At 69.6% G+C, this 23185-nt stretch carries 16 protein-coding genes and 8 pseudogenes; 17 read left to right on the top strand and 7 right to left on the bottom strand.

All coding sequences use genetic code 11. The annotated features are described in order from the left end of the window. Positions 1-42: 42 nt before the first annotated feature. From ACHMXE_RS00330 to ACHMXE_RS00315, 4 genes and pseudogenes are all read right to left on the bottom strand, one after another. Positions 43-468: pseudogene (locus ACHMXE_RS00330) on the bottom strand (ABC transporter permease subunit); the annotation flags it as partial. A 327-nt stretch (positions 469-795) separates the two neighbouring features. Continuing rightward, on the bottom strand, positions 796-1599 hold the full coding sequence (locus ACHMXE_RS00325) for an ABC transporter substrate-binding protein (protein ID WP_395346222.1): 804 nt from the start codon (positions 1597-1599) through the stop codon (positions 796-798). A gap of 143 nt (positions 1600-1742) precedes the next feature. After that, a complete protein-coding gene (locus ACHMXE_RS00320) occupies positions 1743-2702 on the bottom strand; it encodes a Bug family tripartite tricarboxylate transporter substrate binding protein (protein ID WP_395346220.1) in 960 nt (319 codons plus the stop codon). Positions 2703-2841: 139 nt separating this feature from the next. Beyond that, positions 2842-3792, bottom strand: a complete 951-nt coding sequence (locus tag ACHMXE_RS00315; RefSeq protein WP_395346218.1) for a TauD/TfdA family dioxygenase — start codon at positions 3790-3792, stop codon at positions 2842-2844. Between the two features lie 620 nt (positions 3793-4412). Between ACHMXE_RS00315 and ACHMXE_RS00310 the strand changes: the two genes are divergently transcribed. From ACHMXE_RS00310 to ACHMXE_RS00250, 13 genes and pseudogenes are all read left to right on the top strand, one after another. Continuing rightward, positions 4413-4934: a GntR family transcriptional regulator gene (locus tag ACHMXE_RS00310; RefSeq protein ID WP_395347373.1), complete on the top strand. Its 522-nt coding sequence runs from the start codon at positions 4413-4415 to the stop codon at positions 4932-4934. A gap of 55 nt (positions 4935-4989) precedes the next feature. Then, a pseudogene (locus tag ACHMXE_RS00305) lies at positions 4990-5115 on the top strand (LysR family transcriptional regulator); the annotation flags it as partial. A 184-nt stretch (positions 5116-5299) separates the two neighbouring features. After that, positions 5300-5458: pseudogene (locus tag ACHMXE_RS00300) on the top strand (LysR substrate-binding domain-containing protein); the annotation flags it as partial. 106 nt (positions 5459-5564) lie between these two features. Then, positions 5565-5906, top strand: coding sequence for a LysR substrate-binding domain-containing protein (locus ACHMXE_RS00295; RefSeq protein ID WP_395346217.1), 342 nt, complete (start codon positions 5565-5567; stop codon positions 5904-5906). Positions 5907-6172: 266 nt separating this feature from the next. Continuing rightward, positions 6173-7024, top strand: coding sequence for a transporter substrate-binding domain-containing protein (locus ACHMXE_RS00290; protein ID WP_395346215.1), 852 nt, complete (start codon positions 6173-6175; stop codon positions 7022-7024). A gap of 52 nt (positions 7025-7076) precedes the next feature. Then, the gene (locus tag ACHMXE_RS00285; protein ID WP_093349649.1) at positions 7077-7826 is read left to right on the top strand and encodes an amino acid ABC transporter ATP-binding protein; all 750 of its coding nucleotides are present in this window, start codon (positions 7077-7079) and stop codon (positions 7824-7826) included. A 21-nt stretch (positions 7827-7847) separates the two neighbouring features. Next, positions 7848-8528 carry an amino acid ABC transporter permease gene (locus ACHMXE_RS00280; RefSeq protein WP_203207263.1) on the top strand — a complete coding sequence of 227 codons (681 nt, stop codon included), beginning with the start codon at positions 7848-7850 and terminating at the stop codon, positions 8526-8528. Between the two features lie 21 nt (positions 8529-8549). Then, positions 8550-9236: an amino acid ABC transporter permease gene (locus ACHMXE_RS00275; protein ID WP_395346213.1), complete on the top strand. Its 687-nt coding sequence runs from the start codon at positions 8550-8552 to the stop codon at positions 9234-9236. A 42-nt stretch (positions 9237-9278) separates the two neighbouring features. Next, a pseudogene (locus ACHMXE_RS00270) lies at positions 9279-10218 on the top strand (N-carbamoyl-D-amino-acid hydrolase). A 20-nt stretch (positions 10219-10238) separates the two neighbouring features. Further along, on the top strand, positions 10239-11750 hold the full coding sequence (hydA, locus tag ACHMXE_RS00265) for a dihydropyrimidinase (RefSeq protein ID WP_395346212.1): 1512 nt from the start codon (positions 10239-10241) through the stop codon (positions 11748-11750). Continuing rightward, positions 11747-11983: pseudogene (locus ACHMXE_RS00260) on the top strand (aspartate/glutamate racemase family protein); the annotation flags it as partial. The gene hydA and the pseudogene ACHMXE_RS00260, both read left to right, overlap by 4 nt. After that, positions 11961-12437, top strand: a complete 477-nt coding sequence (locus tag ACHMXE_RS00255) for an aspartate/glutamate racemase family protein (protein WP_395347371.1) — start codon at positions 11961-11963, stop codon at positions 12435-12437. The pseudogene ACHMXE_RS00260 and the gene ACHMXE_RS00255, both read left to right, overlap by 23 nt. Before the next feature lie 38 nt (positions 12438-12475). Further along, entirely contained in the window at positions 12476-13183 is a 708-nt protein-coding gene (locus ACHMXE_RS00250; protein ID WP_395347370.1) for an aspartate/glutamate racemase family protein, read from the top strand. 193 nt (positions 13184-13376) lie between these two features. On the opposite strand, the pseudogene ACHMXE_RS00245 reads toward ACHMXE_RS00250, so the two are convergent. The 3 genes and pseudogenes from ACHMXE_RS00245 to ACHMXE_RS00235 all read right to left on the bottom strand — a co-directional run. Continuing rightward, positions 13377-14072: pseudogene (locus ACHMXE_RS00245) on the bottom strand (formate dehydrogenase accessory sulfurtransferase FdhD); the annotation flags it as partial. 273 nt (positions 14073-14345) lie between these two features. Continuing rightward, a pseudogene (fdhF, locus tag ACHMXE_RS00240) lies at positions 14346-17169 on the bottom strand (formate dehydrogenase subunit alpha); the annotation flags it as partial. Then, positions 17170-18957, bottom strand: coding sequence for an NADH-ubiquinone oxidoreductase-F iron-sulfur binding region domain-containing protein (locus ACHMXE_RS00235; protein ID WP_395346211.1), 1788 nt, complete (start codon positions 18955-18957; stop codon positions 17170-17172). A gap of 348 nt (positions 18958-19305) precedes the next feature. Between ACHMXE_RS00235 and ACHMXE_RS00230 the strand changes: the two genes are divergently transcribed. The 4 genes and pseudogenes from ACHMXE_RS00230 (at position 19306) to ACHMXE_RS00215 (ending at position 23171) form a co-directional block, all read left to right on the top strand. Next, positions 19306-19896 carry a DUF3305 domain-containing protein gene (locus ACHMXE_RS00230; RefSeq protein WP_203207272.1) on the top strand — a complete coding sequence of 197 codons (591 nt, stop codon included), beginning with the start codon at positions 19306-19308 and terminating at the stop codon, positions 19894-19896. Continuing rightward, complete coding sequence (locus ACHMXE_RS00225; protein ID WP_395346208.1) at positions 19889-20524, top strand: DUF3306 domain-containing protein; 636 nt, start codon at positions 19889-19891, stop codon at positions 20522-20524. Before ACHMXE_RS00230 ends, ACHMXE_RS00225 begins: the two co-directional genes overlap by 8 nt. Further along, positions 20484-22557 (top strand): annotated as a pseudogene (locus ACHMXE_RS00220) (4Fe-4S dicluster domain-containing protein). The gene ACHMXE_RS00225 and the pseudogene ACHMXE_RS00220 overlap by 41 nt, the downstream one beginning before the upstream one ends. Beyond that, a complete protein-coding gene (locus ACHMXE_RS00215; RefSeq protein WP_395346207.1) occupies positions 22554-23171 on the top strand; it encodes a molecular chaperone in 618 nt (205 codons plus the stop codon). The pseudogene ACHMXE_RS00220 and the gene ACHMXE_RS00215 overlap by 4 nt, the downstream one beginning before the upstream one ends. Positions 23172-23185: the final 14 nt, after the last annotated feature.

Below are 23185 nucleotides of genomic sequence, written 5' to 3'. Positions count from 1 at the left end.
CACGTAGGCACCGACCGTCAGGGTCAGCGCGATCACCACATAGGTCGTGAGCGACAGGTCCTTGAGGATGGGCACGCCCGTCAACGGCAGGCCGAAGCCGACCAGGTAGATCACCAGCACCGCGGGAATCGAGCGGAACACGTCGACGTAGGCCGTGGCGATGAAGCGCAGCGGCTTGCCGGCGGCGCCGGGCGCGAACATCGCGAGCGCCACGATCAGGCCCCAGACCAGCACCAGCACCTCGGCGATCAGGAAGATCTTCACGTTGACCCAGAACGCATCGAGGACCAGCGGGAAGGTCTTCACGATCAGCGGCACCAGGAAGAAGGTCTTGGCGACCGCCTGGTTGTTGGCCAGCAGGAACTGGAAGCCCAGCACCACGAGGAACTGCGCCAGCGTGTGGCCGAGCGCGATCCAGCTCTGCACGCAGGCGTCGGAGCGCTCGATGCGCGCCGCCACGATGTCCATGCGGCTCGCCGCCGCGCGCACGCCGCGGCAGCGCTGGAAGGCGCGCCACAGCGGCCGGACCACGGCCAGCGACGCGAGCGCGAGGACCCCGGCCCCGGCCGTGGTCCACCAGCCGTCCCAGGCGCTGCCCCGCAGGGCCTCGCGCAGGGACTGCAGGGTGTACCAGCTGGCCGCGACGACCAGGATCACGCCCGCCAGCGCGAAGAGGAAGAGCATCAGCGGCACCTTCGGCATGCCTCCGATGTTCAGGCGGCGCTCCTGCCCCGCGACGGGCGAAGGCAGGCCGGCGGACTGCTGCGTTGCACTGTTCATGGTCGGATCTCGGTCTCAGGGATTGAAGACGGGCACTTTGGTGGGATCGGCGCCGAGGCTGGGCGTCAGGTACTGGTTCGCCAGGCGCGCGAAGGTGCCGTCGCGCTTCATCTCGTCGATCAGCTTGTTGAAGGTCGCCATGTTCTGCGAGTCCTTGTTGACGAGGCCGCCCCAGCGTTCACCCGTGTCGTAGCGGCCGACCACCTCGAACAGGCCGTTCGACTGCTTGGCGCGCGCCAGCAGGTTGGGCGTGTCGTAGAGCACGGCGTCGACCTGGCCGGCCGCCAGCGCCGCGTACATCGCGGCCGCCTCGGCGAAGACCTTGGGCTGTTCCACCGGCTTGACGTTGTCGGCGAGGTAGCCAAGGATGGTCGTGCCCTGCTTCACGCCGAGGCGCAGCTTCTTGATGCTCTCCTTGTCGACCTTGACGCCGGCCTTCACGAGGATGCCCTGGTCCGAGCTGAAGTAGGGCTCGGTGAAGTTCACCACCTTCTTGCGCTCGTCGGTGATGGTGATCTGGCTCAGCGCGATGTCGAAGCCCTGCGCCTGGCCGGTGAGGATCTGCGCGAACGAGCGGTTCACCACCACCACCTTGTCGAGGCCGGCGCGGTAGGCCATGTTGGCGGCCATGCAGTATTCGAAGCCGTCCTTGATGGTGTCGATCGAGTCGCCGTTCCACCAGCCCGGCGAGGGCAGCACGGGCCGCACGGACAGCGCGCCCGGCACCACGGTCTCGAGCTTCACCGAGCCGCGCTGGCCCGTGACCTCGCACTTGCCGTAGTCCGGTGCCGCGGAAGCCGCGAACGAGGCGGCACTCACGAGGAGGGCCGCGAGTACCCGAGGCAATCGGCCTGGCGTGGGAAGTGGTTCGCTGGCGCTGGGGGGATGTCATGTCGGGGCTCCGTTGGGTTGATTGGAATCGAGGAAAAAAAGCGGTCCGGGTGGCGAGAGATGCGTGGTGTTCAGGGCGTGACTTCGATGCGGTGGTCTTGGATGATCCGGGCCCAGCGGGCGGTCTCCTTGTCGATGCCGGCCTGGAACTCGGCCGAGGACATCGGCAGGTAGATCAGGCCCTGCGCGGCCAGCAGCTTCTGGATCTCCGGGGTCTGCGCGGCATCGCCATAGGCCTTGTACAGCTTCGCGACGATCGCGGCGGGCGTGCGCGCCGGCGCGATCAGCGCATACCAGGACAGCACGGGGTCATCGAGCAGGCCGAGCTCCTTGAGCGTCGGCACCTCGGGCAACTGCGCGACGCGCTCGGCCGTGGTGACGGCCAGCGGTCGCAGCTTGCCGGCCTTGATGAAGGGCTGCAGGCTCGACAGCGTGTCGAAGGTGGCGTGCACGTCGCCCGCGATGACCGCGGGCAGGGCTTCGTTGGTGCCCTTGTAGGGGACGTGGACGATCTGGATGCCGGCCTTGGCGTTCACCAGCTCGAAGGTCAGGTGCGCGGGGCTGCCGAGTCCGACCGAGGCGAAGTTGTAGCCGCCGGGCTTCGCGCGCGCCGCCTCGACCAGCTCGCGCGCCGACTTGAACTGCGAGGTGGCCGGCACCACCAGCACCAGCGGCGAGGCGGCGAACATCGCGATCGGCAGCAGGTCCTTCTTCACGTCGTAGGGCATCTGCTTGTAGAGCACCGGATGGATCGTCAGCGGCCCGAGGTTGCCCATGCCGACGGTGTAGCCGTCGGGCGCGGAGCGCGCCACGTCCGACACGCCGATGCGGCCCGCGGCACCAGGCTTGAAGTCCAGCACCACCGGCTGCCCCAGCGCCTGCCCGACGCGGTCGTTGAACGCGCGGGCGATGGTGTCGTTGAGTCCGCCGGGCGGCCAGGGCACGACGAAGCGGATTGGCCGGCTTGGCCAGTCCTGCGCCGAAGCCGTGCCGGCCGTGCAGACCAGGAACGCCACGGCCAGCCATCGCATCCATCGATTCATAGGCACCTCCAGAGAGAACGCACGCAAGTTGCAAAAGGCAGAACCCCTTGCGAAGGGAGTCCTGCAGCGAAGCAAGAGAGATCGAAGGCCGGGCCTCGCCGGGCGGCCGGCAGGGCGCGACGCGGGTTCAGGCCGGCAGCGCCGCCGCCGGCTGCGCGATGCCGCCGTGCGGCTTGCCCGAGCCGACGTCGCCCCACAGCACCGCATGGTCGTCGGGCAGCGCGCGCGAATTGGGCACCGACAGCCACAGGCGCATGAGCATGCGGTCCTGGCCGGTCTGCACGTCGTCCTTGAAGGCGGTGCGGCCGTGGTAGATCACGTGGTTGTTGAGCAGCTGGATGTCGCCCGGCGCGAAGCGCATCTCGAAGCACTCCTCCTCGGCCACCGCCATCAGCAGCTGGATGGCTTCGTGCTCGGCCTCGCCGAGCTTGCGCACGCCGGGCAGCATCTGCGCGTTCTCGATGTAGGTCAGCGAGAAGTGGCTCGTGAGCTTGCCGTCGCGCACGCCGAAGATCGGCAGGTCGTAGGCCACGTGCTCGCCGCCGGCCTCCTCGCCGAAGCGGCTGCGCGGAATCGCCTGGCACAGCAGCGCATGCAGATCGGGCCGGCGCTCGAGGATGCGGTTGTAGACGGTCGCGCTGCTCGCGAGCTTGCTGACGCCGCCTTCGGAGGCCTGGCGCACGCACAGCAGCCCGACCACGTCGCAGCGGTCGGTGTGGAAGCGCAGCTGTCCCGGCGACAGCGTGCGCGCACCCGACGAGAGGAACTGCTTGCCGTGCTCGTCGACGGTCGCGCCGTAGAGCCTGGCGCCGACGCCCATCCCCTCGTCCTTGATCTCGCGCATCACCTCGCCGCGGTAGTTCTGGAACATCGGCGTGCCCAGGTGCGCGCCCAGCGCGTACCAGATGCGGCGCAGCTGCTCCTGCTGGTAGCGCCCCACCTCGAGGCCGCGGATCTTGACCATGCCCGAGCCGTTCTCGAGCTCCTCGCGCACCTCGTCGAAGAAGGGCTTGGCATCGGGCAGCGGGAAGTTCTGGCGGTCGATCCTGCGCCAGTCGAGGCCCTCGGTCTTTTGCAACGCAGTATCGATTTGATCCAGAACGACGGCGGGAAACTGCTTGACCCACCGATCGTTGTGGCCCATCTCGGCACCCGACCAAACGCAGGCGCCGCTCAGATAACTCGACTCGGACATGAACTCTCCAGAAAGATGATTGGGCTTTGTCTACTGATGTATAGACAGGTACAGATGTTAGGCAGCCATCCGCTTCCGACGCAACGGGCGCGAGGGCAAATCAAGGGCAAATACCTACGAATGGCTCCATGATTGAATTCAGGATTGGATCCAATGTGGGGCGCAACGCACACATTCGGCACCTCGGAGGCCGCCCTCGAACTTGGGGGAAACGGCGAGCAAGAAGCGTTCCAGATTGGATCCAATCCAGGATCTAGGTTTTAACCGCTGCGGCCGCCGCCGGCTATACAGGATGTCCCGGGCACCCTCGCCCGAGGGATCCGAAATGGGATCTTCCGTAGAATCCCCCGCAGTTCATGGCGACGACAACAAGGGAGTTCGAATGGTGGCCCAGGCACCGACCGGCGAGCAGATCCTCTCGGCCGATTCCGTCACGGAATCCTTGCGGCAACTGATCCTGAGCGGCGAACTGGGGATCGGCGTGCAGCTCGAAGCAGCAGGCGCTGGCCGAGCGCTTCGGCGTCAGCCGCATCCCGGTGCGCGAAGCCCTCAAGCGGCTCGAGGCCGAGGGCCTGATCGAGCACCGCGCCCACGCGGGTTCGACCGTGGCGTCGCAGTCGATCAAGGACCTGGTCGAGGCGCTCGACATCCGCATCGCGCTCGAGACCCGCGCGCTCAAGCTCGCGATTCCGCACCTGCGCCCCGCGCACCACCGCGCCGCGCGCGAGATCATCGCGCGCTACGCCGGCAGCGAATCGCCGCAGGAATGGGCCGACCTCAACCTCGAGTTCCACCTGACGCTCTACCGCCCCTGCGGGCGCGACAAGCTGCTCAAGATGATCGAGGAGAGCGTGCGCGGCATCGCGCGCCACCTGCGCGCGCTGCAGTCGCACAAGGTGGGGCGCAAGTCCTCGCAGTCCGAGCATTCGCAGATCCTCAAGGCCTGCATCGCCAAGAACATCCCGCTGGCGGTGGAACTGCTCGAGAAGCACATCGAGCACACGCAGGCGGCGCTGCAGGAATAGGCGCCCGCGGCGCGGCCTCAGGGGCCGGCGCGATGTAGCGCTAAAGTTCCGCGCCATGAATCTGCGTCAAATCGAAGTGTTCCGGGCCATCATGGCCACCGGCTCCGTGAGCGATGCCGCCCGCCTGCTGCATGTGTCCGTTCCCGCCGTGAGCCGGGTGCTCTCGCACACCGAGACCCAGCTCAACTTTCCGCTCTTCATGCGCATCAAGGGCCGGCTGTCGCCCACCGCCGAGGCGCGGCGCCTCTATCACGAGGTCGAGGACGTCTACCAGGGCGTGCAGCGCATCAGCGACCTCACGCACGAGCTCATGGCGCGCCGCTCGGGCCTGATCAGCGTGGTGTCGAGCCCCGGGCATCGGCCACATGCTGGTGCCGATGGCGATCGCGCACTACCACCAGGCCAATCCCGAGACGCGCGTGCATTTCAAGTGCCTCAACCAGGACCTGCTGCGCGAGCGCCTGCTGAGCCGTCACTTCGACCTCGGCATCTCGCTCGAGGCGGTGGACCATCCGAACCTGATCACGATGCCGGTCGCGCGCTGCCGCATCGTGTGCATCTGCCCCGCACACGCATCCGCTGGCCGCGCGCAACGCGGTCGGCGCGCAGGACCTGCTGCCCTACGACCTGATGTCGTACCCGCGCGGCACGCCCTTCGGCGAACTGGTGCGCCACTTCTTCGCGTCGCTCGACGAGGCCCCGCGCACCATGCTCGAGGTGGGCTCGCCGCAGAACGCCTGCGCGCTCACGCACCTGGGCGCGGGCATCGCGCTGGTCGACGAGTTCTCGCTGCAGGCCTGGCCGGACGCGCGCTTTCGCATCCTGCCGGTGGAGGGCATCGAGCCGCTGGTCGCGCACCTCGTGCATCTGCGCACCGACCCGCTCTCGCCGGCCGCCGAAGCCTTCGTGCGAACGCTGCGCAGCGTGCTGATGCAGCGCGGGCTCGCCGCGCCGCAAGCGCAGGAAGACTGACCGCCGCTGTCGCTGGGCCTGGCGCTCGAAGCCAGGGAATGCCCGAATAGCATGCGCTTCGCACCGCATATAAGCACGCAAAAACACAGCGCACCAGCCCGGGGCCAGGTGTTAACCAGCGCGTAAGGACGCCGCACAAAGCATCAATCGACGCCGCTTTTCTCGCTCGAAATAATTCGTCGCATCGCCACCGCACACCACCGCGGTGCAGTTCGCTCCCCGCGAACCCCGCCGTTTCGACCGCGACTATTTCTGGAGAAAAGCCCATGTTCCGTCACCTCAAGTCCCTGCTGGCGCCGCTGGCCTTCGCCCTCATCGCCGGTGCCGCCGGCACCGCCGCCGCCCAGCCCGCGCCGCTGCGCACCGGCGTCGATCCCAACTTCCCGCCGCATGCCTTCCCCAAGCTCAGCGGCGGCTACCAGGGCTTCAACGTCGAGCTTGGCGAGGAGATCGCCAAGCGCCTGGGCCGCCGCATCGAGATCGAGGGCGCGCAGTACTCGGCGCTGATCCCCGCGCTCAACGCGGGCAAGTTCGACTTCCTGATGGCGCCGACCACGGTGTCGCCCGAGCGTGCGAAGTCGGTGCTGTTCACCGAGGGCTACCTCGAAAACAACTTCACGCTGGTCGTGAAGAAGGATCGCAACGACATCCAGCGCCTCGAAGACCTCAAGGGCAAGACCATCGCCGTGAACAAGGGCTCGGGCCCCGAGGAATGGGCGCGCAACAACCAGGCGCAGTACGGCTACGAGATCGCCGTCTACGGCACCAACGCCGACGCGGTGCAGGCCGTGATCTCGGGCCGCGGCGACGCCAACCTCGCGGGCGTCACGCCCTCGGCCTGGGCCGTGAAGAGCACGCCGGCGATCAAGACCACCTTCGTCATCAAGACCGGCTCGGTCTGGGCCATTCCGTTCCGCCTCGACGACAAGGCCGGGCGCGACCAGGTGAGCAACGTGCTCAAGTGCATGAAGCTCGACGGCTCGCTGCAGAAGCTGCACACCAAGTGGTTCGGCGCCGAGCCCGCGGCCGACTCGGCCACGGTGGTCTCGCCGGCCGGCCACGGCATTCCGGGCCTGTTCGGCTACGAGGCCACGAGCGCCAAGCCGGTCTGCAAGTAAGCGCGCCCCTGCCCTTCCCGCCCACCCCGTCCCCCATCAGCCGAGCATCGCCGTGACGTCCTCCCCGCTCCTGCAAGTCCGCAACCTGCACAAATCCTTTGGCAGCGTTCCCGTGCTCAACGGCATCGACCTCGACGTGCAGGCGGGCGAGCTGGTCTCCGTGATCGGCCCCTCGGGCTCGGGCAAGAGCACGCTGCTGCGCTGCTGCAACCGCATGGAGGACGCCAGTCGCGGCGAGGTGCGCGTGGAAGGCCACGACATCTATGCGCGCGGCGCCAACCTGAACCGGCTGCGCGAGCGCGTGGGCATGGTGTTCCAGGCCTTCAACCTCTACCCGCACCTCGACGTGCTGGGCAACGTGACGCTGGCGCTGCGCAAGGTCAAGAAGATGGCGCGCGACGCGGCCGAGCACAGCGCGATGGAGGCGCTCGCGCGCGTCGGCATGGAGCACAAGGCGCGCGTGCGCCCCACCCAACTGTCGGGCGGCCAGCAGCAGCGCGTGGGCATCGCGCGCTCGATCGCGCTGAAGCCCGCGCTGGTGCTGTTCGACGAGCCGACCAGCGCGCTCGACCCCGAGATGGTCGGCGGCGTGCTGCAGGTGATGCGCGAGCTGCGCGCCGACGGTATGACCATGGTGGTGGTGACGCACGAGATGGGCTTCGCCAAGGCGGCGTCCGACCGCGTGGTGTTCATGGACGGCGGTGCCATCGTCGAGCAGGGCTCGCCCGCGCAGGTGTTCGAGGCACCGGTGCATGCGCGCACCGCGGCCTTCATCGCCAGCATCGGCAGCCGCGCGCTCTGAGCGACCGACCGGAAGCGCCGCATGCAGTTCGACAAGCTCGTCTTCACCTTCTTCAACGGCGACATCGCCGCGCGCTACCTGCCCCAGGTGCTGGACGGCGCGCGCGTGACGATCGAGCTGGGCCTGGCCGTGATCGCCGCCGGCCTGGCGCTGGGCATCGTGCTGGCCTACCTGCGCAGCCTGCCGGTGCGCGGGCTGCCGCTCCTGGTGTCGACGCTGGTCGACATCCTGCGCGCGCTGCCGCCGCTGGTGCTGATCATCCTGTTCTATTACGCGCTGCCCTTCCTGGGCCTGTCGCTCGGCGCCTTCGCCTCGACCTGGCTGGCGCTGACGCTGGTGCTCGCGGCCTTCTCCGAGGAGGTGTTCTGGGCCGGCATCGAGTCGCAGCCGCGCGGCGTGATGGAGGCCGCGCGCTCCACCGGCCTGAGCCACACGCAGGCCATGGTGCACGTGCTGCTGCCGCAGTCGTGCCGGCTGATGGTGGCGCCGCTGACCAACCGCGTGATCGCCATCACCAAGGGCACGGCCTACGGCTCGGTGGCCGCGCTCAACGAGATCCTGAACCAGGCCACCTCGGCCACCAGCTTCGCGGGCAATCCCACACCGCTGATGCTGGGCGCGCTGGGCTATCTCGTGATCTTCCTGCCCGTGGTGATCGCCGGGCGATACATCGAGCGGCGCCACGGCGCGGGCCGCCACTGACGCCGCCGAACGGAGCCCTCCATGGAACTCATCCTCCAGTACTTCTTCAACCTCGGCGTGGTGCGCGAGGTCGGGCCCTACATCCTGCAGGGCCTGCTCAACACGCTGCTGCTGTCGGCCTGGGTGATCCCGCTCGGGCTGGCGGCCGGCATGGTGCTGGCGCTGGCCGGCTTCGTGATCCGCAACCGGCTGGTGCGCGCGCTGCTCGTGGTCTACATCGACTTCTTCCGCGCCTTCCCGCCGCTGGTGCTGCTGATCTTCCTCTACACCGGCCTGCCCTACCTCGGCGTGGAGCTCTCGCCCATGGCCTGCGTGGCGCTGGGCTTCATGCTCAACAACTCGAGCTACTTCGGCGAGATCCTGCGCGCGGGCCTGGAGTCGGTGCCGCGCGGCCAGCGCGAGGCCGCGCTGTCCACCGGCATGGGCCGCCCGGCCAGCCTGCTGTTCGTGGAGATCCCGCAGGCGGTGCGCAACGTGTTCCCCGACCTCGTGAGCAACATGATCGAGGTGGTGAAGCTCACCACCATCGCCAGCGTGGTGTCGGTCCCCGAGATGCTGTATGCCGCGCGCTCCGCGCAATCGATGCTCTACAACCCCACGCCCATCGTGCTGGCCGCGCTGATCTATCTCGCGCTGCTGTGGCCGCTGGTCGTGCTGCTGGGGCGGCTGGAGAAACGCCAGCGCCGCCCGAACCCCAAGGCCGCCTGAGGCGCCTGACCTCTACAACCACCAACGCTGATTGAGGAAGCAATGATGACAAGCAAACGTACCCTGGGCCTGGCCGTCGCCCAGATGGGCCCGGTACATCTGGCGGACACCCGTGAGGCGGTCGTGCGCCGCATGGTCGAGCTGATGCGCGACGCCAAGGGCCGCGGTGCCGAGATGGTCGTGTTCCCCGAGCTCGCGCTCACCACCTTCTTTCCGCGCTACTGGATGGACGAGGCCGAGGCCGAGGCCCGCTTCTTCGAGCCGGCCATGCCCAATGCGCAGGTGCAGCCGCTGTTCGACGAGGCGAAGGCGCTCGGCGTGGGCTTTCTACCTCGGCTATGCCGAGCGCACGCCCGAGGGCACGCGCTACAACACCGCGATCATCGTGGACCGCGCGGGCGCCATCGTCGGCAAGTACCGCAAGATCCACCTGCCCGGCCATTCCGAGCACAAGCCCGAGGCGCCGTTCCAGCACCTGGAGAAGAAGTTCTTCGAGGTCGGCGACCTGGGCTTCCGCGTCTTCGACACCATGGGCACGCGCTTCGGCATGTGCCTGTGCAACGACCGGCGCTGGCCCGAGACCTACCGCGTGATGGCGCTGCAGAGCGCCGAGGTGGTGGTGCTGGGCTACAACACGCCCTCGCTCAACATCCACTGGAACGAGCCGGTGCACCTGCGCACCACCACGCACCTGGTGTCGCTGCAGGCCAATGCCTACCAGAACGGCATCTGGGTGGCGGCGGCCGCCAAGTGCGGCTCGGAGGACGGCCACCACATGATCGGCAGCTCGGCCATCGTCGCGCCCACGGGCGAGATCGTGGCGCGCTCGCTCACGGAAGAGGACGAGGTGATCTGCGTGAAGGCCGACATGTCGCTGGGCGAATACTTCCGCCAGCACGTGTTCAACTTCGCCAAGCACCGCCGCCCAGAGCACTACCGCCTGATCGTCGAGCGCACGGGCGCGGGCGAACCGCTGGTCTGAACGCGCGCACGGAACCCCTCATGGACACCACCATCGCTTCGCTGATCGGCGAAGAACCCTTCGACCTCACGATCCGTGGCGGACGCATCGTCACCGACGGCCGCGTGGTCGAGGGCGACCTCGGCGTGCGCGACGGCCGCATCGCCGCCATCGGCGGCTCGCTGCCGCCGGGCCGCCGCGACGTCGACGCCACCGGCCGCTGGGTGCTGCCCGGCGGCATCGACAGCCACTGCCACGTCGAGCAGCGCTCGGGCATGGGCATGATGTGCGCCGACGATTTCTACTCGGCCACCGTGTCGGCCGCCTTCGGCGGCACCACCACCATCCTGCCCTTCGCGGCGCAACACCGCGAGATGTCGGTGCCCGAGGTGCTGGCCGATTACAGCCGGGGAGCGGCCGAGAAGGCGGTGATCGACTACGGCTTCCACCTGATCCTGGCGAACCCCGACGACGCCACGCTCTCGACCGACCTGCCCGCGGCCATCCGCGACGGCATCACCTCGCTCAAGGTCTACATGACCTACGACCGCATGAAGCTCGAGGACTACCAGCTGCTCGAGGTGCTCGCGCTGGCGCGGGCCGAGGGCGCGCTGGTGATGGTGCATGCCGAGAACAACGACATGATCCGCTGGATCGCGCAGCGCCTGATCGACCGCGGCCACACCGCGCCCAAGTTCCACGGCGTGGCGCACGACCCGCTGGCCGAGACCGAGGCCGCCTACCGCGCCATCGCACTCGCGCGGCTGGTCGACGTGCCGCTGCTGCTGGTGCACGTGGCCGGCGGCGACACCGTGGAGGTGATCCGCCAGGCCCAGACCCTGGGCGCCAACGTGCTGGCCGAGAGCTGCCCGCAGTACCTGTTCCTGACGGCGGCCGACATGGACCGCCCGGGCCTCGAGGGCGCGATGTTCTGCTGCTCGCCGCCCGCGCGCGATGCCGATGCGCAGGAAGCCATCTGGCGCGGCCTGATCGACGGCACCCTGGCCACCTACTCGTCGGACCATGCGCCCTACCGCTTCGACGAGACCGGCAAGCTGCCCAAGGGCGACGCCACCACCTTCAAGGAAATGGCCAACGGCGTGCCCGGCATCGAGCTGCGCCTGCCGCTGCTGTTCAGCGAAGGCTTCCTCAAGGGGCGCATCGACATCCACCAGTTCGTGGCGCTCACCGCCACCAACCACGCGAGGCTCTACGGCCTGGCGCCGCGCAAGGGCGCGATCGCGCTGGGCGCCGACGCCGACATCGCGGTGTGGAACGCCGAGCGCGAGACCACCATCAGCGCCGCCATGCTGCACGACAACGCCGGCTACACGCCCTACGAGGGCCGGACCATCCAGGGCTGGCCCGAGGTGGTCGTGAGCCGCGGCCGCGTGGTGATCGAGGACGGCGCGCTGCATGCCGAGCGCGGCAGCGGCCAGTACCTGCGCCGCGGCGCGCCCGACCTCAGGCGCCGCGCACCGGTGGCGCCCGCGCAGCGCCCGCATGGCCGTGTGCTGAAGGCGCTGATCGGCCTGGGCGAGGACAAGGCATGAACGCATCCGCCAACCCACCGCGCGTGCGCGTGCTGAACCCGAACAGCAGCGTTTCGGTGACCGAGGCCGTGGCACGAGCCTTCCGCGCCACCGTGCCGCCCGCGCAATGCGACTTCGACTGCGTCACCGCGCACGAAGGCCCGCCGGGCATCGTCACGCAGGACGACTTCGAGCGGGGCGCGCGCCTCGCGGCCGACGACGTGGCCGCGCATGCCGCCGAGGCCGATGCCTTCGTGCTGGCCTGCTTCAGCGACCCCGGCATCGCCGCCGCGCGCGACGCACAGCGAGCGCCCGGTCGTCGGCCTGGGCGAGGCCGGCATGCATGCCGCCATGGCGCGCGGCGAACGCGTGGGCGTGATCGCCATCGCCAGTGCCGCCATCCCGCGCCACCTGCGCTACTGGGAAGCGCTGGGCGTGCGCGAGCGCGTCGTGGCCGAACGTCCGCTCGACCTGCCGGTGCACCTGTCGGGCGATGCCGCCCATGCGCTGGCGCCGATGATCGCGGCGGCACGCCTGCTGGTCGACGAGGACGGCGCCGACGTCGTGCTGCTCGGCTGCGCCGGCATGGCCGAACTGCGTGCCCCTCTCGAAGCCGCGGTGGGCGTGCCCGTGATCGATCCCTGCGAGGCGGCGGCCGAACGCTCGGCCCGGCTCGCGCGGGCCTGGCGCGACGGAGCCGCCACGTGATCGACGCCGCACCGCGGCGGCTGGGCGTGCTCGGGGGCATGGGCCCGCTGGCCGGCGCCGCCTTCGCGCTGCGCATGGTGCAGCTCACGCCGGCCGACAACGACCAGCAGCACATCCCGGTGCTGCTGTGCAACGATCCCGCCATTCCCGACCGCTCCTCGGCCTACCTCGGCCAGGGGCCGAGCCCGCTGCCCGGCATGCTGCGCGGCATCGACACCCTGGTGGCCGGCGGCGCCGACTGCATCGCCATTCCCTGCAACACCGCCCACCTGTGGTTCGACGAACTGCAGGCCGCCAGTCCGACGCGCCTGCTGCACATCGTCGAGGCCGTGGTGGCGGACCTGCGCCGCCAGGGCGTGACCGGGGGCAAGGTCGGCATCCTCGGCACACCCGCGACCATCGCGATGGGGCTTTACCAGCGCCACCTGCGTGACGCGGGCTACGAGACCATCGAGCCGTCGACCGAGGAAGTGCAGCGCCTGTGCGTGCCAGCGATCGCGGCCGTGAAGGCGAACCGCATCGACGAGGCTTTCGCACCCGCGGCCGAAGGCATTCGCGCACTCGCGCGGCAAGGCGCGCGTGCCGTGGTGCTCGGCTGCACCGAGCTGCCGCTGGCCGTGCCGGCGGCGCGGCGCGGCGAATTCGAAGTGGTGCTGACCGATTCGATCGATGCGCTGGCGCGCGAGGCCATCGGGCTGATGCGGCCCGCCGATGCGACGGCTCGCGCGTTCATGTCGCGCAGGTAGGCGGTTTCTTCGGGACTTCGCGGGCGGGGTGCGTGCACGGGACAGCGGGCACCTCCCTCCGCGAATGTTCCACGACATAGGGGTCGAACGGCGTCGAGGCGCCGCCGTCGATCTTGGTGTCGGTGACGATCGCTCATCCGGTGCCAAGCGAAGGCACGATGCCGGCCTCGCTACAGGCCGGCCGGAACGCCCGCTAGTCGGATGCCAGTGCGCGCGATCCCTCGTGCGGCAAGGGCTCGGCATCGAAGCGGTCGGCCCCGCTGTAGCAGAGGAAGTGGCGATTCGCCGCGCGCCCGAACAGGGTCATGCCGAGCTGCTCGGCCAACGTGTGGCCCATGGCGGTGACGCCGTTGCGCGAGACGATGATCGGCACGCCCATGTGGGCGGACTTCATCACCATCTCGCTGGTCAGGCGGCCGGTGGTGTAGAAGACCTTGTCGCCGCCGCCGATGCCATGCATCGCCATCCAGCCCGCGATGGTGTCGATCGCGTTGTGCCGGCCGACGTCTTCCACGAACACCAGCATCTCGGTGCCGTGGAACAGCGCGCAGCCATGCACCGAGCCCGCCTGGCGATGCACGCTGTCTCGCGATCGCATGAGTTCGAGGATGCGCAACAAGGTGGCCTGGCCGATGCGCGCGGTCTCGGCCGTCGGCAGCCGGATGGCACCGATCTGCGTCATGGTGTCGCCGAAGACGGTGCCCTGGCCGCAGCCGGTGGTGACCACGCGCCGCGCGGTCCTGGCGTCGAGGTCGTCGACGCCCGCGTGCGTCCGGATCGCGGCCGCTTCCACGGCCCAGTCGACGTCGATGCTCTCGACCTCGCCCGCGCCGCGGATCAGGTCCTGGTTGAGCAGGTAGCCCAGCACCAGCAGCTCGGGCGAGGCGCCCAGTGTCATCAGGGTCACGAGCTCGCGCTTGTCGAGGAACACCGTCAGCGGCCGTTCGGCCGGGATGTCGAGGCCGCGGCGTTCGCCGTGCTGGTCGAGGATCTCGATGCGTTTCAGCAGCACGCCCCGCGCGTGGCTCAGCCGGGGCGCATCGGCACGCCGCGGGAGCGGCACTGCCGAGAATGCGAGCGACTCGTCGTCGGGAGGAAGCATGCGGAATCCTAAGCGATCGCCGGTTCCACCTCCGTGCTGTCCCGGCCATACCCGGTCACGGGCGGCGGCGTGCCCCCCGGCCGTGATGGCCACGGCGCAGTACTTGAACTCGGGGATCTTGCCGAACGGGTCGAGCGCCGCATTGGTCAGCAGGTTGGCGGCGGCCTCGTAGTAGGCGAAGGGAATGAACACGGCGCCGGTCGGCGTGCCGTCGTCGCGCCGCACGTTCAGCGCCACCTCGCCGCGGCGCGACCTCACGGTGATGACATCGCCGGCCTCGACGCCCAGCCGCCGCAGGTCGCCGGCATTCATCGACGCGGTGGCGATCGGCTCGATCGCGTCGAGCACGCTGGCGCGCCGCGTCATGCTGCCGGTGTGCCAGTGCTCGAGCTGGCGACCGGTGATCAGCACGAAGGGATAGGCCGCGTCGGGACGCTCGTTGGCCGGAATGATGTCCGCCGGCACCAGCTTCACGCGGCCGTCCTTGGTCGCGAAGTTGTCGATGAACACGGTGGGCTGGCCCGGATCGTCCTCGGACAGGCAGGGATAGGTCACGCTCTGCTCGCGCTCGACGCGCTCCCAGGTCACGCCCTCGATCACCGCATGCATCGCCTGGCGCATCTCCTCGTAGACCGCGGCCACGCCGCACTCCGGACCTTCGTAGTTCCAGTGCAGGCCCATGCGCTGCGCGATCTGCTGGATGATCCAGAGGTCGGGCTTCGCATCGCCCGGCGGATTCAGCGCGCGGCGCCCCATCTGGATCATGCGGTCGGTGTTGGTCACGGTCCCGGTCTTCTCGGGCCAGGCGCTCGCCGGCAGCACGACGTCGGCGTACCACGCGGTCTCGGTCATGAAGATGTCCTGCACCACCAGGTGCTCGAGCGAGGTCAGCGCGTGGCGCGCATGGTTCAGGTCCGGGTCGCTCATGGCGGGGTTCTCGCCCATGATGTACATGCCGCGGATCTTGTGCGGATCGCTGTCGGGCGCGAGCGCCTTGTGCATGATCTCGACCACCGTGTAGCCGGGCTTGTCGTCCAGCGGCGCGCCCCAGAAATTCTCGAACCAGGCGTTCACGCCCGGGTCGTCCACGCGCTGGTAGTTGGGCAGCATCATGGGGATCAGGCCCGCGTCGCTGGCGCCCTGCACGTTGTTTTGCCCGCGCAGCGGATGCAGGCCGCTGCCGGGCTTGCCGATCTGGCCCGTGACGCTCACGAGCGCGATCAGGCAGCGTGCGTTGTCGGTGCCGTGCACGTGCTGGCTGACGCCCATGCCCCACAGGATCATCGAGCCCTTGCTGGTCGCGAACTCCCTGGCGACCTCGCGGATGGTCTCGGCCGGGATGCCGCAGATCGGCGCCATGGCCTCGGCGGAATAGCCCTGCACGTTGGCCTTGAGCGCCTCGTAGTTGCTCGCGCGGCGCGTGAGGAAGTCGGCGTCGGCCAGGCCCTCGTCGATCACGGTGTGGATCAGCGCATTGAGCAGCGCCACGTCGGTGTCGGGCCGGAACTGCAGGGTGCGCCAGGCATGCCGGCCGATGTCGGTGATGCGCGGGTCGGCCAGCACGATCTTCGTGCCGCGCTTCGCCGCGTTCTTCATCCAGGTGGCGGCGACCGGGTGGTTGGCCGTGGGGTTCGATCCGATCACGAGGATCAGCCCCGCGTTCTCGACGTCGCCGACCTGGTTGCTGACCGCGCCCGAGCCGACGCCCTCGAGCAGCGCCGCGACGCTGGAGGCATGGCACAGGCGCGTGCAGTGGTCGACGTTGTTGCTGCCGAAGCCGGTGCGGATCAGCTTCTGGAACAGGTAGGCCTCCTCGTTGCTCCCCTTGGCCGAGCCGAAGCCGGCCAGGGCCTTGAGGCCATGCGTGTCGCGCAGGGACTTGAGCTTGCCGCCGGCGAGCTCGAGCGCCTCCTCCCAGGTCGCTTCGCGGAACACCTGGCTCCAGTCGGCGGGGTCGCCGATCGCCTCGGGGTCCTTGGGCACACCGGCCTTGCGGATCAGCGGCTTGGTGAGCCGTTGCGGATGGTGCGCGTAGTCGAAGCCGAAGCGGCCCTTGACGCACAGGCGGTTGTGGTTCGCCGGGCCGTCGCGGCCGTCGACGCTGACGATGACCTCGTCCTTCACGTTGTAGGTCAGCAGGCAGCCGACGCCGCAGAACGGGCAGCACCGAGTCGACCTTGCGGTCGACCTCCTGGGGCCCGATGTGGCTCTTGGGCATCAGCGCGCCGGTCGGGCAGGCCTGCACGCATTCGCCGCAGGCCACGCAGGTGCTCTCCCCCATGCCGTCCTGCAGGTCGAACACGATCGCGCTGTCGTGGCCGCGGAAGGCGTAGCCGATCACGTCGTTGACCTGCTCCTCGCGGCAGGCGCGCACGCAGCGGTTGCACTGGATGCAGGCATCGAGGTTCACGGCCATGGCCGGATGCGAGAGGTCCGGCGCGGGCTGGGCGCGGCCGATGGCGGCCAGGGCCGGGCGGACCTCGACTTCCATGCGCGCGGCCCACTGGCTCAGTTCGCCGTGCTGCAGCGTGCTGTCGTTGCCGACCCACTTGTGGCCCTGCTCGGGCATGTCCGACAGCAGCATCTCGAGCACCATCTTCTGGCTCTTGAGGGCGCGCTCGCTCTTCGCCTGCACCTTCATGCCGGCGAAGGGGGCGCGGCAGCAGCTCGGTGCCAGCGTGCGCTCGCCGTCGATCTCGACCACGCAGGAACGGCAGTTGCCGTCCGCGCGATAGCCGGGTGTGTAGCAAAGGCGCGGGATCTCCACGCCGTGCCTGTCGGCCACCTGCAGGATCGTTTCGCCCTCGTAGCCGCGCACCGGCTTGCCGTCGAGCTCGAACTCGACGGTGGCGGGCGCCAGGAGCGTTCCTTCGCGTGCATTCATTCAGGCCACCTCGTGGGGAAAGTACTTCTGGACGCAGCGCACCGGATTCGGCGCCGCCTGGCCGAGGCCGCAGATCGACGCGTCGACCATCACCTGGTTCAGGTCCTCGAGCGTGTCGTGGTCCCACCGCGCCGACGTCATCAGCCGGGCCGCCTTGCCGGTGCCGACACGGCACGGCGTGCACTGGCCGCAGCTCTCGTGCTCGAAGAAACGCATCATGTTCAGCGCGGCGTCGCGGGCGCGGTCCTGCTGGCTCAGCACGATGACGGCCGCCGATCCGATGAAGCAGCCGTGCGGCTGCAAGGTGTCGAAGTCGAGCGGGATGTCGCTCATGCGAGCGGGCAGGATCCCGCCCGAGGCGCCGCCGGGCAGGTAGGCATAGAGGTCGTGCCCGGGCAGCATGCCGCCGCAGAACTCGTCCACCAGCTCGCGCAGCGTGATGCCGGCGGGCGCCAGCTTGACGCCGGGTTCGCGCACCCGGCCGCTCACGCTGAACGATCGCAGCCCATGCCGGCCGTTGCGGCCGAAGCCGCTGAACCACGACGCCCCCCGCTCGACGATGTCGCGCACCCAGTAGAGGGTCTCGAAGTTGTGCTCGAGGGTCGGCCGGCCGAACAGCCCGATCTGCGCGATGTAGGGCGGGCGCATGCGCGGTTCGCCACGCTTGCCTTCGATGCTCTCGATCATCGCGGACTCCTCGCCGCAGATGTAGGCGCCCGCGCCGCGCCGCAGCTCGATGCGCGGCAGCGCGAACGGCGGGTTCGCCTGCAGCAGCGCGAGCTCGCGTTCGAGGATCGCGCGGCAGCCGTGGTATTCGTCGCGCAGGTAGACGTAGCAGGCGTCGATGCCGACCACCGTCGCGGCGATCAGCAGTCCCTCGAGGAAGCGATGCGGGTCGCGCTCGAGGTAGGTCCGGTCCTTGAACGTGCCGGGCTCGCCCTCGTCGATGTTGACGGCCATCAGGCGCGGCGCCATCTGCTGGCGCACGATGCCCCACTTGCGCCCCGCGGGAAAACCCGCGCCCCCGAGGCCGCGCAGGCCGGAGTCGGTCATCGCCTTCAGGATGTCGTCCGCCGGCCTGGCACCCGAGGCGACCGCGGCCGCGAGGGCGTAGCCGCCGCGTGCCCCGTAGGCGCGATAGCCGACATAGGCCGGTGCGGTGTCGTCGGGAGAGGACGTGATGGCGCCGGGTCCGGCCGCCGCGGCGTCGAAGACGCCATCGTCGGCGGGCAGCGGATGCTTCTTCGCATCCCTGCCCACGGCGGCCGCGACATCTTCGGCCCGGGTCATCACCACGGGCGCCTGGCCGACCACCGCCACCGGGGCCTGCTCGCAGCGCCCGACGCACGGTGCCGCCACCACGCGCACCTCGGCACCGAGCAAGGCGGGCAGCCGCTGCAACAGGTCGCGCGCGCCGGCCAGTTCGCAGGACAGTCCGTCGCATACGCGCACCGTGAGCGCCGCGGGCTGGTCATCGCCGCGAAGCACCTCGAAGTGATGGTAGAAGGTCGCGACCTCGAAGACCTCGGCCATCGGCAGGTTCATCTCGCGCGCCAGCGCCACCAGGTGCCGATCGTGCAGGCACTGCCATTCGTCGTTGAGGCGATGGAGGTGCTGGATCAGCAGGTCGCGCCGGTGGGGCGCGGGACCGATCAGGGCCCGGACCTCCTCGAGCGCGACGTGCTCGGGCTGGCGGCCCTTCAGCTTGCTCTTGCGGCGTATGCGGCCGCGAAGTTCGTCCAATGTGGCTAGTCGCACCGGTTCGAGCGGGCGCATGGCTGTGGTCATAGCTTCGGCGAAACGGTCAGGCTTCGCTGCGGTGAGGGGAACGGAAAAGGGCCGGGACCCGCATGGCGCCGACGGCGGCACGATCCGCGCGTCGGGAAAGGTTGGGGCCTGCCGCGCCACCGGGTCGAGTGGCGATGCTGACGAATGCCGGAGGCAAGGTCATTGATCGTGGTCAACTTGTTGCGACATGGCGATCGGGTGGCTCCCGATGCGACCGTGCCGCCGAGCGGCCCGAGGGGTTCCGGGCAACTCGTCATCTCTCTTGTATGGGTCTGCGCGGCATGCTACCCGATGTCCCCATGCCCGCCGCCCGAAGAGACGGGGCGGCGATCGGCTATCGTTCGCTCGATGCCTACCCCCGAAACTCCCGCGGCCGCGCCCACCGGCCGCCCGACGCTCGACGTCGCGGTGCTCATGCGCCGCGAGCGGCTGCATGGTCCGTCCGCCCACTGGCAACCGTGGCGCTGGACGCTCGACAGCGTGCTGCCCGACGAACCCGGCTTCGGCACCGAGCCGCGCCTGCTGCAGGACCAGGACGGCGAGCAGCGCTGGCTGCATCCGGGCTTCAAGGTCGAACTGTTCCGCGACGAAGCCGAGGGCTACCACCTCAACGCGATCACGCCGACGCCGTGCTGGTTCGTGCTCTGGCGCATGGACGAGGAAGCAACGCTGGCGCCGGAACCGATCCCGCGGCCGGTGGTGGTGACGCTCAGCTACTACGAGGCCGGACGCTGGCTCGACGCGCAGGAAACCGTCGAGCAGGTGCCGGCGCCCGCGGAGGTGGTCGAGTGGGTGCGCGCCTTCGTCGACGAGCACTACGTGATCGAGCCCAAGCGGCGGCGCCGGCCCGAGAGCTTCCGGTCGCTGGTCGACCGCTTCGGCAATGCCGCGAGCGTGACGACCGAGAAGAAGCGCGGGCGGGGAGCCGGCGATGTCTGAGGGTTTTCTCGGACGCTGGTCGCGGCGCAAGCAGGAGGTGCGGGAGACCGAGGCCGCCGTCGAAGCGAAGGCCGCGCCGGAACTCGCGCCCTCCCCGGCGCCGGCCACCGAGCCGGTGCCGGCTCCACGCACCGATGCCGCCGATCCCGCCCCGGTTGCGCCGAGCGACGCGGAGACTGCGCCACCGCTGACGCTCGCGGACGTGGAAGGGCTCGGCATCGAGTCCGACTACAAGCCGTTCGTGGCCAAGGGCGTGGCGCCCGAGGTCAAGAACGCGGCCTTCCGCAAGCTCTTCTCCGATCCGCACTTCAACGTGATGGACGGCCTCGACACCTACGTCGACGACTACTCCAAGCCCATGCCGATCCCCGACGGCATGCTGCGCCAGATGGCAAGTGCCAAGTTCCTCAAGCTCTTCGACGAGGAGCCCGAGGAAATGCCCCCGGAAACCCCCGAAGCCGTGGGGACGGAGGACGTGGCACAGTCCGAGAACCCCGGGGAACTCCCCAGCCCGCCAGTTGCCGCCGTGCAACCAGCCAGCCAAGAGACCGATGACCACCACGCTGATCTGCGACTGCAACCAGACGATGCCGCTCGAGCCGAAGACGATCGGCACGGCACTGGCTGAAACCCTCCCCCTGCATTCGGCGCTGTGCCGCCGCGAAGCGCCCGCCTTCCAGCGCGCGATCCAGTCCGGCGACGACGTGGTGGTCGCCTGCACGCAGGAGAAACGGCTGTTCGGCGAACTCGCCACGCAGACGCCCGGCGCGAGTTCGCCGATCCGCTTCGTCAACATCCGCGAGACGGGCGGCTGGAGCCGTGACGCGAAGAATGCGATGCCGAAGATCGCCGCGCTGCTCGCGGCCGCGAGCCTGCCCGAGCCCGATCCGGTCTCGACCGTGAGCTACAACAGCCAGGGCCGGCTGCTGATCGTCGGGCCGCTCGACGAGGCCGAGCGCGCCGCGGCGCTGGTCGGCGACGCGCTCGACGTGACGCTGTGGGCGCAGGGCCCGGGCGTGGCCGGCGGCGCGCAGGAGCGGCGCTGGCCGGTGATCGCGGGGCGCATCGATTCGCTCGCGGGCTGGCTCGGTGCCTTCACCTTGCGCTGGACGCGCGACAACCCCATCGACCTCGACCTGTGCACGCGCTGCGATGCCTGCGTGGTGGCCTGCCCCGAACAGGCGATCGGCCTGGACTACCAGATCGACAGCGCGCGCTGCACCTCGCACCGCGATTGCGAGCGCGCCTGCAAGGTGGCCGGGGCGATCGACTTCGCGCGCGCGCCCCAGGCCTTCGACGCGGCCTTCGACCTCGTGCTGGACCTGGGCGCCGCGCCGCTGATCGACTGGCACGCGCCGCCGCAGGGCTATTTCCACCTGCCGGGCGGTGTCGCGCATGCCGAAGGCCTGCAGACCTTGCTGCGGCTGCGCGAGCTGGTCGGCGAGTTCGAGAAGCCCAAGTTCTTCGACTACCGGCAGAACCTCTGCGCGCACAGCCGCAACGAGGTGGTCGGCTGCAACGCCTGCGTCGAGGTGTGCTCGGCGCACGCCATTGCCAGCGACAAGGAGCGGCAGCGCATCGTCGTCAACCCGAACCTCTGCGTCGGCTGCGGTGCCTGCACCACCGTGTGCCCGTCGGGCGCGCTGGGCTACACCTACCCGCGCGCGCCCGACCAGGGGCTCAAGCTGCGCAAGCTGCTCGGCGCCTACGCGGCCGCGGGCGGCCGCGACGCCGCGCTGCTGCTGCACAGCCAGGAGTCCGGCCAGGCGCTGATCGAGCGGCTCGGTCGCCAGGCGCAACTCGGCACGGCGCAGGGCGTGCCCGCGCGCGTGATCCCGGTGGGGGCTCTTCCATGCCGCGAGCACGGGCATCGACCTGTGGCTCGGCGCGATCGCCTTCGGCGCCTCGCAGGTGGCGGTGCTCTGTACCGGCGAGGAGGCGCCGCAGTACCTCGCGGCGCTGCGCAAGCAGATGGAGATCGCGCAGGCGCTGCTGCGCGGCCTGGGCTACACGGGCACGCACTTCCGCCTGATCGAGGCGGACTCGACGGCCGTGCTGGATGCCGCGCTGGCCGAGCTGCGCACCACCACGCAGCGCCTGCCCGCGACCCCGGCCCGTTTCGCGGTCGGCGCGGACAAGCGCGGCCGGCTCGAGATGGCGCTCGACCACCTGACGGGCGCGGCCCCCGCCGTGCAGGCGGAGGCACCGCTGGTCGTCGAGCTGCCCGCGGGCTCCCCGCTCGGCGCCATCGCGGTCGACAAGGACAAGTGCACCCTGTGCCTGGCCTGCGTGGGCGCCTGCCCGTCGGGCGCGCTGCTCGACAGCCAGACAGCGCCGCAGCTGCGCTTCATCGAGAAGAACTGCGTGCAATGCGGCCTGTGCGAGACCACCTGCCCCGAGGACGCGGTCTCGCTGGTGCCGCGGCTGCTGGTCGCGCCCGAGCGCAAGCAGCCGGTGGTCCTCAACGAAGCCAAGCCCTGGGCCTGCATCCGCTGCAGCAAGCCCTTCGGCACGCAGAAGGCGATCGAGGCCATGCTCGGCAAGCTCGCCGGTCATGCGATGTTCCAGGGCGAGGCGCTGGAGCGCCTCAAGATGTGCAGCGACTGCCGGGTCATCGACCTCTACAGCGCCACCAACGAAGTGAAGATCGCGCCGCTATGAACGAAGCCTTTCCGGTGTCATCGGCACTCGACGAGGAGGTGGCGCGCGCCGAGCTCTACGGCCTGCTGGCGCGCCTGTGGTATGCCGCCCCCGATGCCGAGCTGCTGCAGGCGTTCCAGGTCGCGCCGACCGAGGCGCCGGCCGCGGGCTCGTTTCTGGAGGAGCCGTGGCGCCAGCTGGTCGGCGTGGCGCGCGACACCAGCGCGGCCGCGGCGCGCGAGGAGTACGACGCGCTCTTCGGCGGCCTCGGCAAGCCCGAGGTGCTGCTGTTCGGTTCGCACTACCTGAGCGGCTTCCTCAACGACAAGCCGCTGGTGCAGCTGCGCAACGACCTCGACCGCCTGGGCCTCGCGCGCGCGGAAAGCACCTACGAGACCGAGGACCACATCGCCTGCCTGTTCGAGGTCATGCGCTACCTGATCGCGGGCGACGATGTGGAAGTCGCCAACCTTACACAACAACAGGCTATTTTCTCGAAGCACATCCAGCCCTTCCTGGGCGATTTGTGCGATGCAGTATCCCGGCATCCCCAGGCGCGCTTCTATGCGGCGCTGGCCATCTTCACCCGCGCGTTCGGCGAGGTCGAGGCCCAGGCCTTCGACATGCTGGCATGAGGGAGGGGAATCCG

The sequence above is a fragment of the Variovorax sp. UC122_21 genome (assembly GCF_044056785.1).
Classification (GTDB): Bacteria; Pseudomonadota; Gammaproteobacteria; order Burkholderiales; family Burkholderiaceae_C; genus Variovorax.
This window is presented reverse-complemented; position numbering and strand designations above follow the sequence as displayed.

Bases quoted from the DNA above. Each gene is read 5' to 3' on its own strand.
- ACHMXE_RS00255 (WP_395347371.1), top strand. From the start codon at position 11,961: ATGCCGCCGAGGCCGATGCCTTCGTGCTGGCCTGCTTCAGCGACCCCG.
- ACHMXE_RS00320 (WP_395346220.1), bottom strand. From the start codon at position 2,702: ATGCGATGGCTGGCCGTGGCGTTCCTGGTCTGCACGGCCGGCACGGCT.
- ACHMXE_RS00275 (WP_395346213.1), top strand. From the start codon at position 8,550: ATGGAACTCATCCTCCAGTACTTCTTCAACCTCGGCGTGGTGCGCGAG.
- ACHMXE_RS00225 (WP_395346208.1), top strand. From the start codon at position 19,889: ATGTCTGAGGGTTTTCTCGGACGCTGGTCGCGGCGCAAGCAGGAGGTG.
- hydA (WP_395346212.1), top strand. From the start codon at position 10,239: ATGGACACCACCATCGCTTCGCTGATCGGCGAAGAACCCTTCGACCTC.
- ACHMXE_RS00215 (WP_395346207.1), top strand. From the start codon at position 22,554: ATGAACGAAGCCTTTCCGGTGTCATCGGCACTCGACGAGGAGGTGGCG.
- ACHMXE_RS00280 (WP_203207263.1), top strand. From the start codon at position 7,848: ATGCAGTTCGACAAGCTCGTCTTCACCTTCTTCAACGGCGACATCGCC.
- ACHMXE_RS00235 (WP_395346211.1), bottom strand. From the start codon at position 18,957: ATGACCACAGCCATGCGCCCGCTCGAACCGGTGCGACTAGCCACATTG.
- ACHMXE_RS00250 (WP_395347370.1), top strand. From the start codon at position 12,476: ATGGGCCCGCTGGCCGGCGCCGCCTTCGCGCTGCGCATGGTGCAGCTC.
- ACHMXE_RS00290 (WP_395346215.1), top strand. From the start codon at position 6,173: ATGTTCCGTCACCTCAAGTCCCTGCTGGCGCCGCTGGCCTTCGCCCTC.
- ACHMXE_RS00295 (WP_395346217.1), top strand. From the start codon at position 5,565: ATGTCGTACCCGCGCGGCACGCCCTTCGGCGAACTGGTGCGCCACTTC.
- ACHMXE_RS00230 (WP_203207272.1), top strand. From the start codon at position 19,306: ATGCCTACCCCCGAAACTCCCGCGGCCGCGCCCACCGGCCGCCCGACG.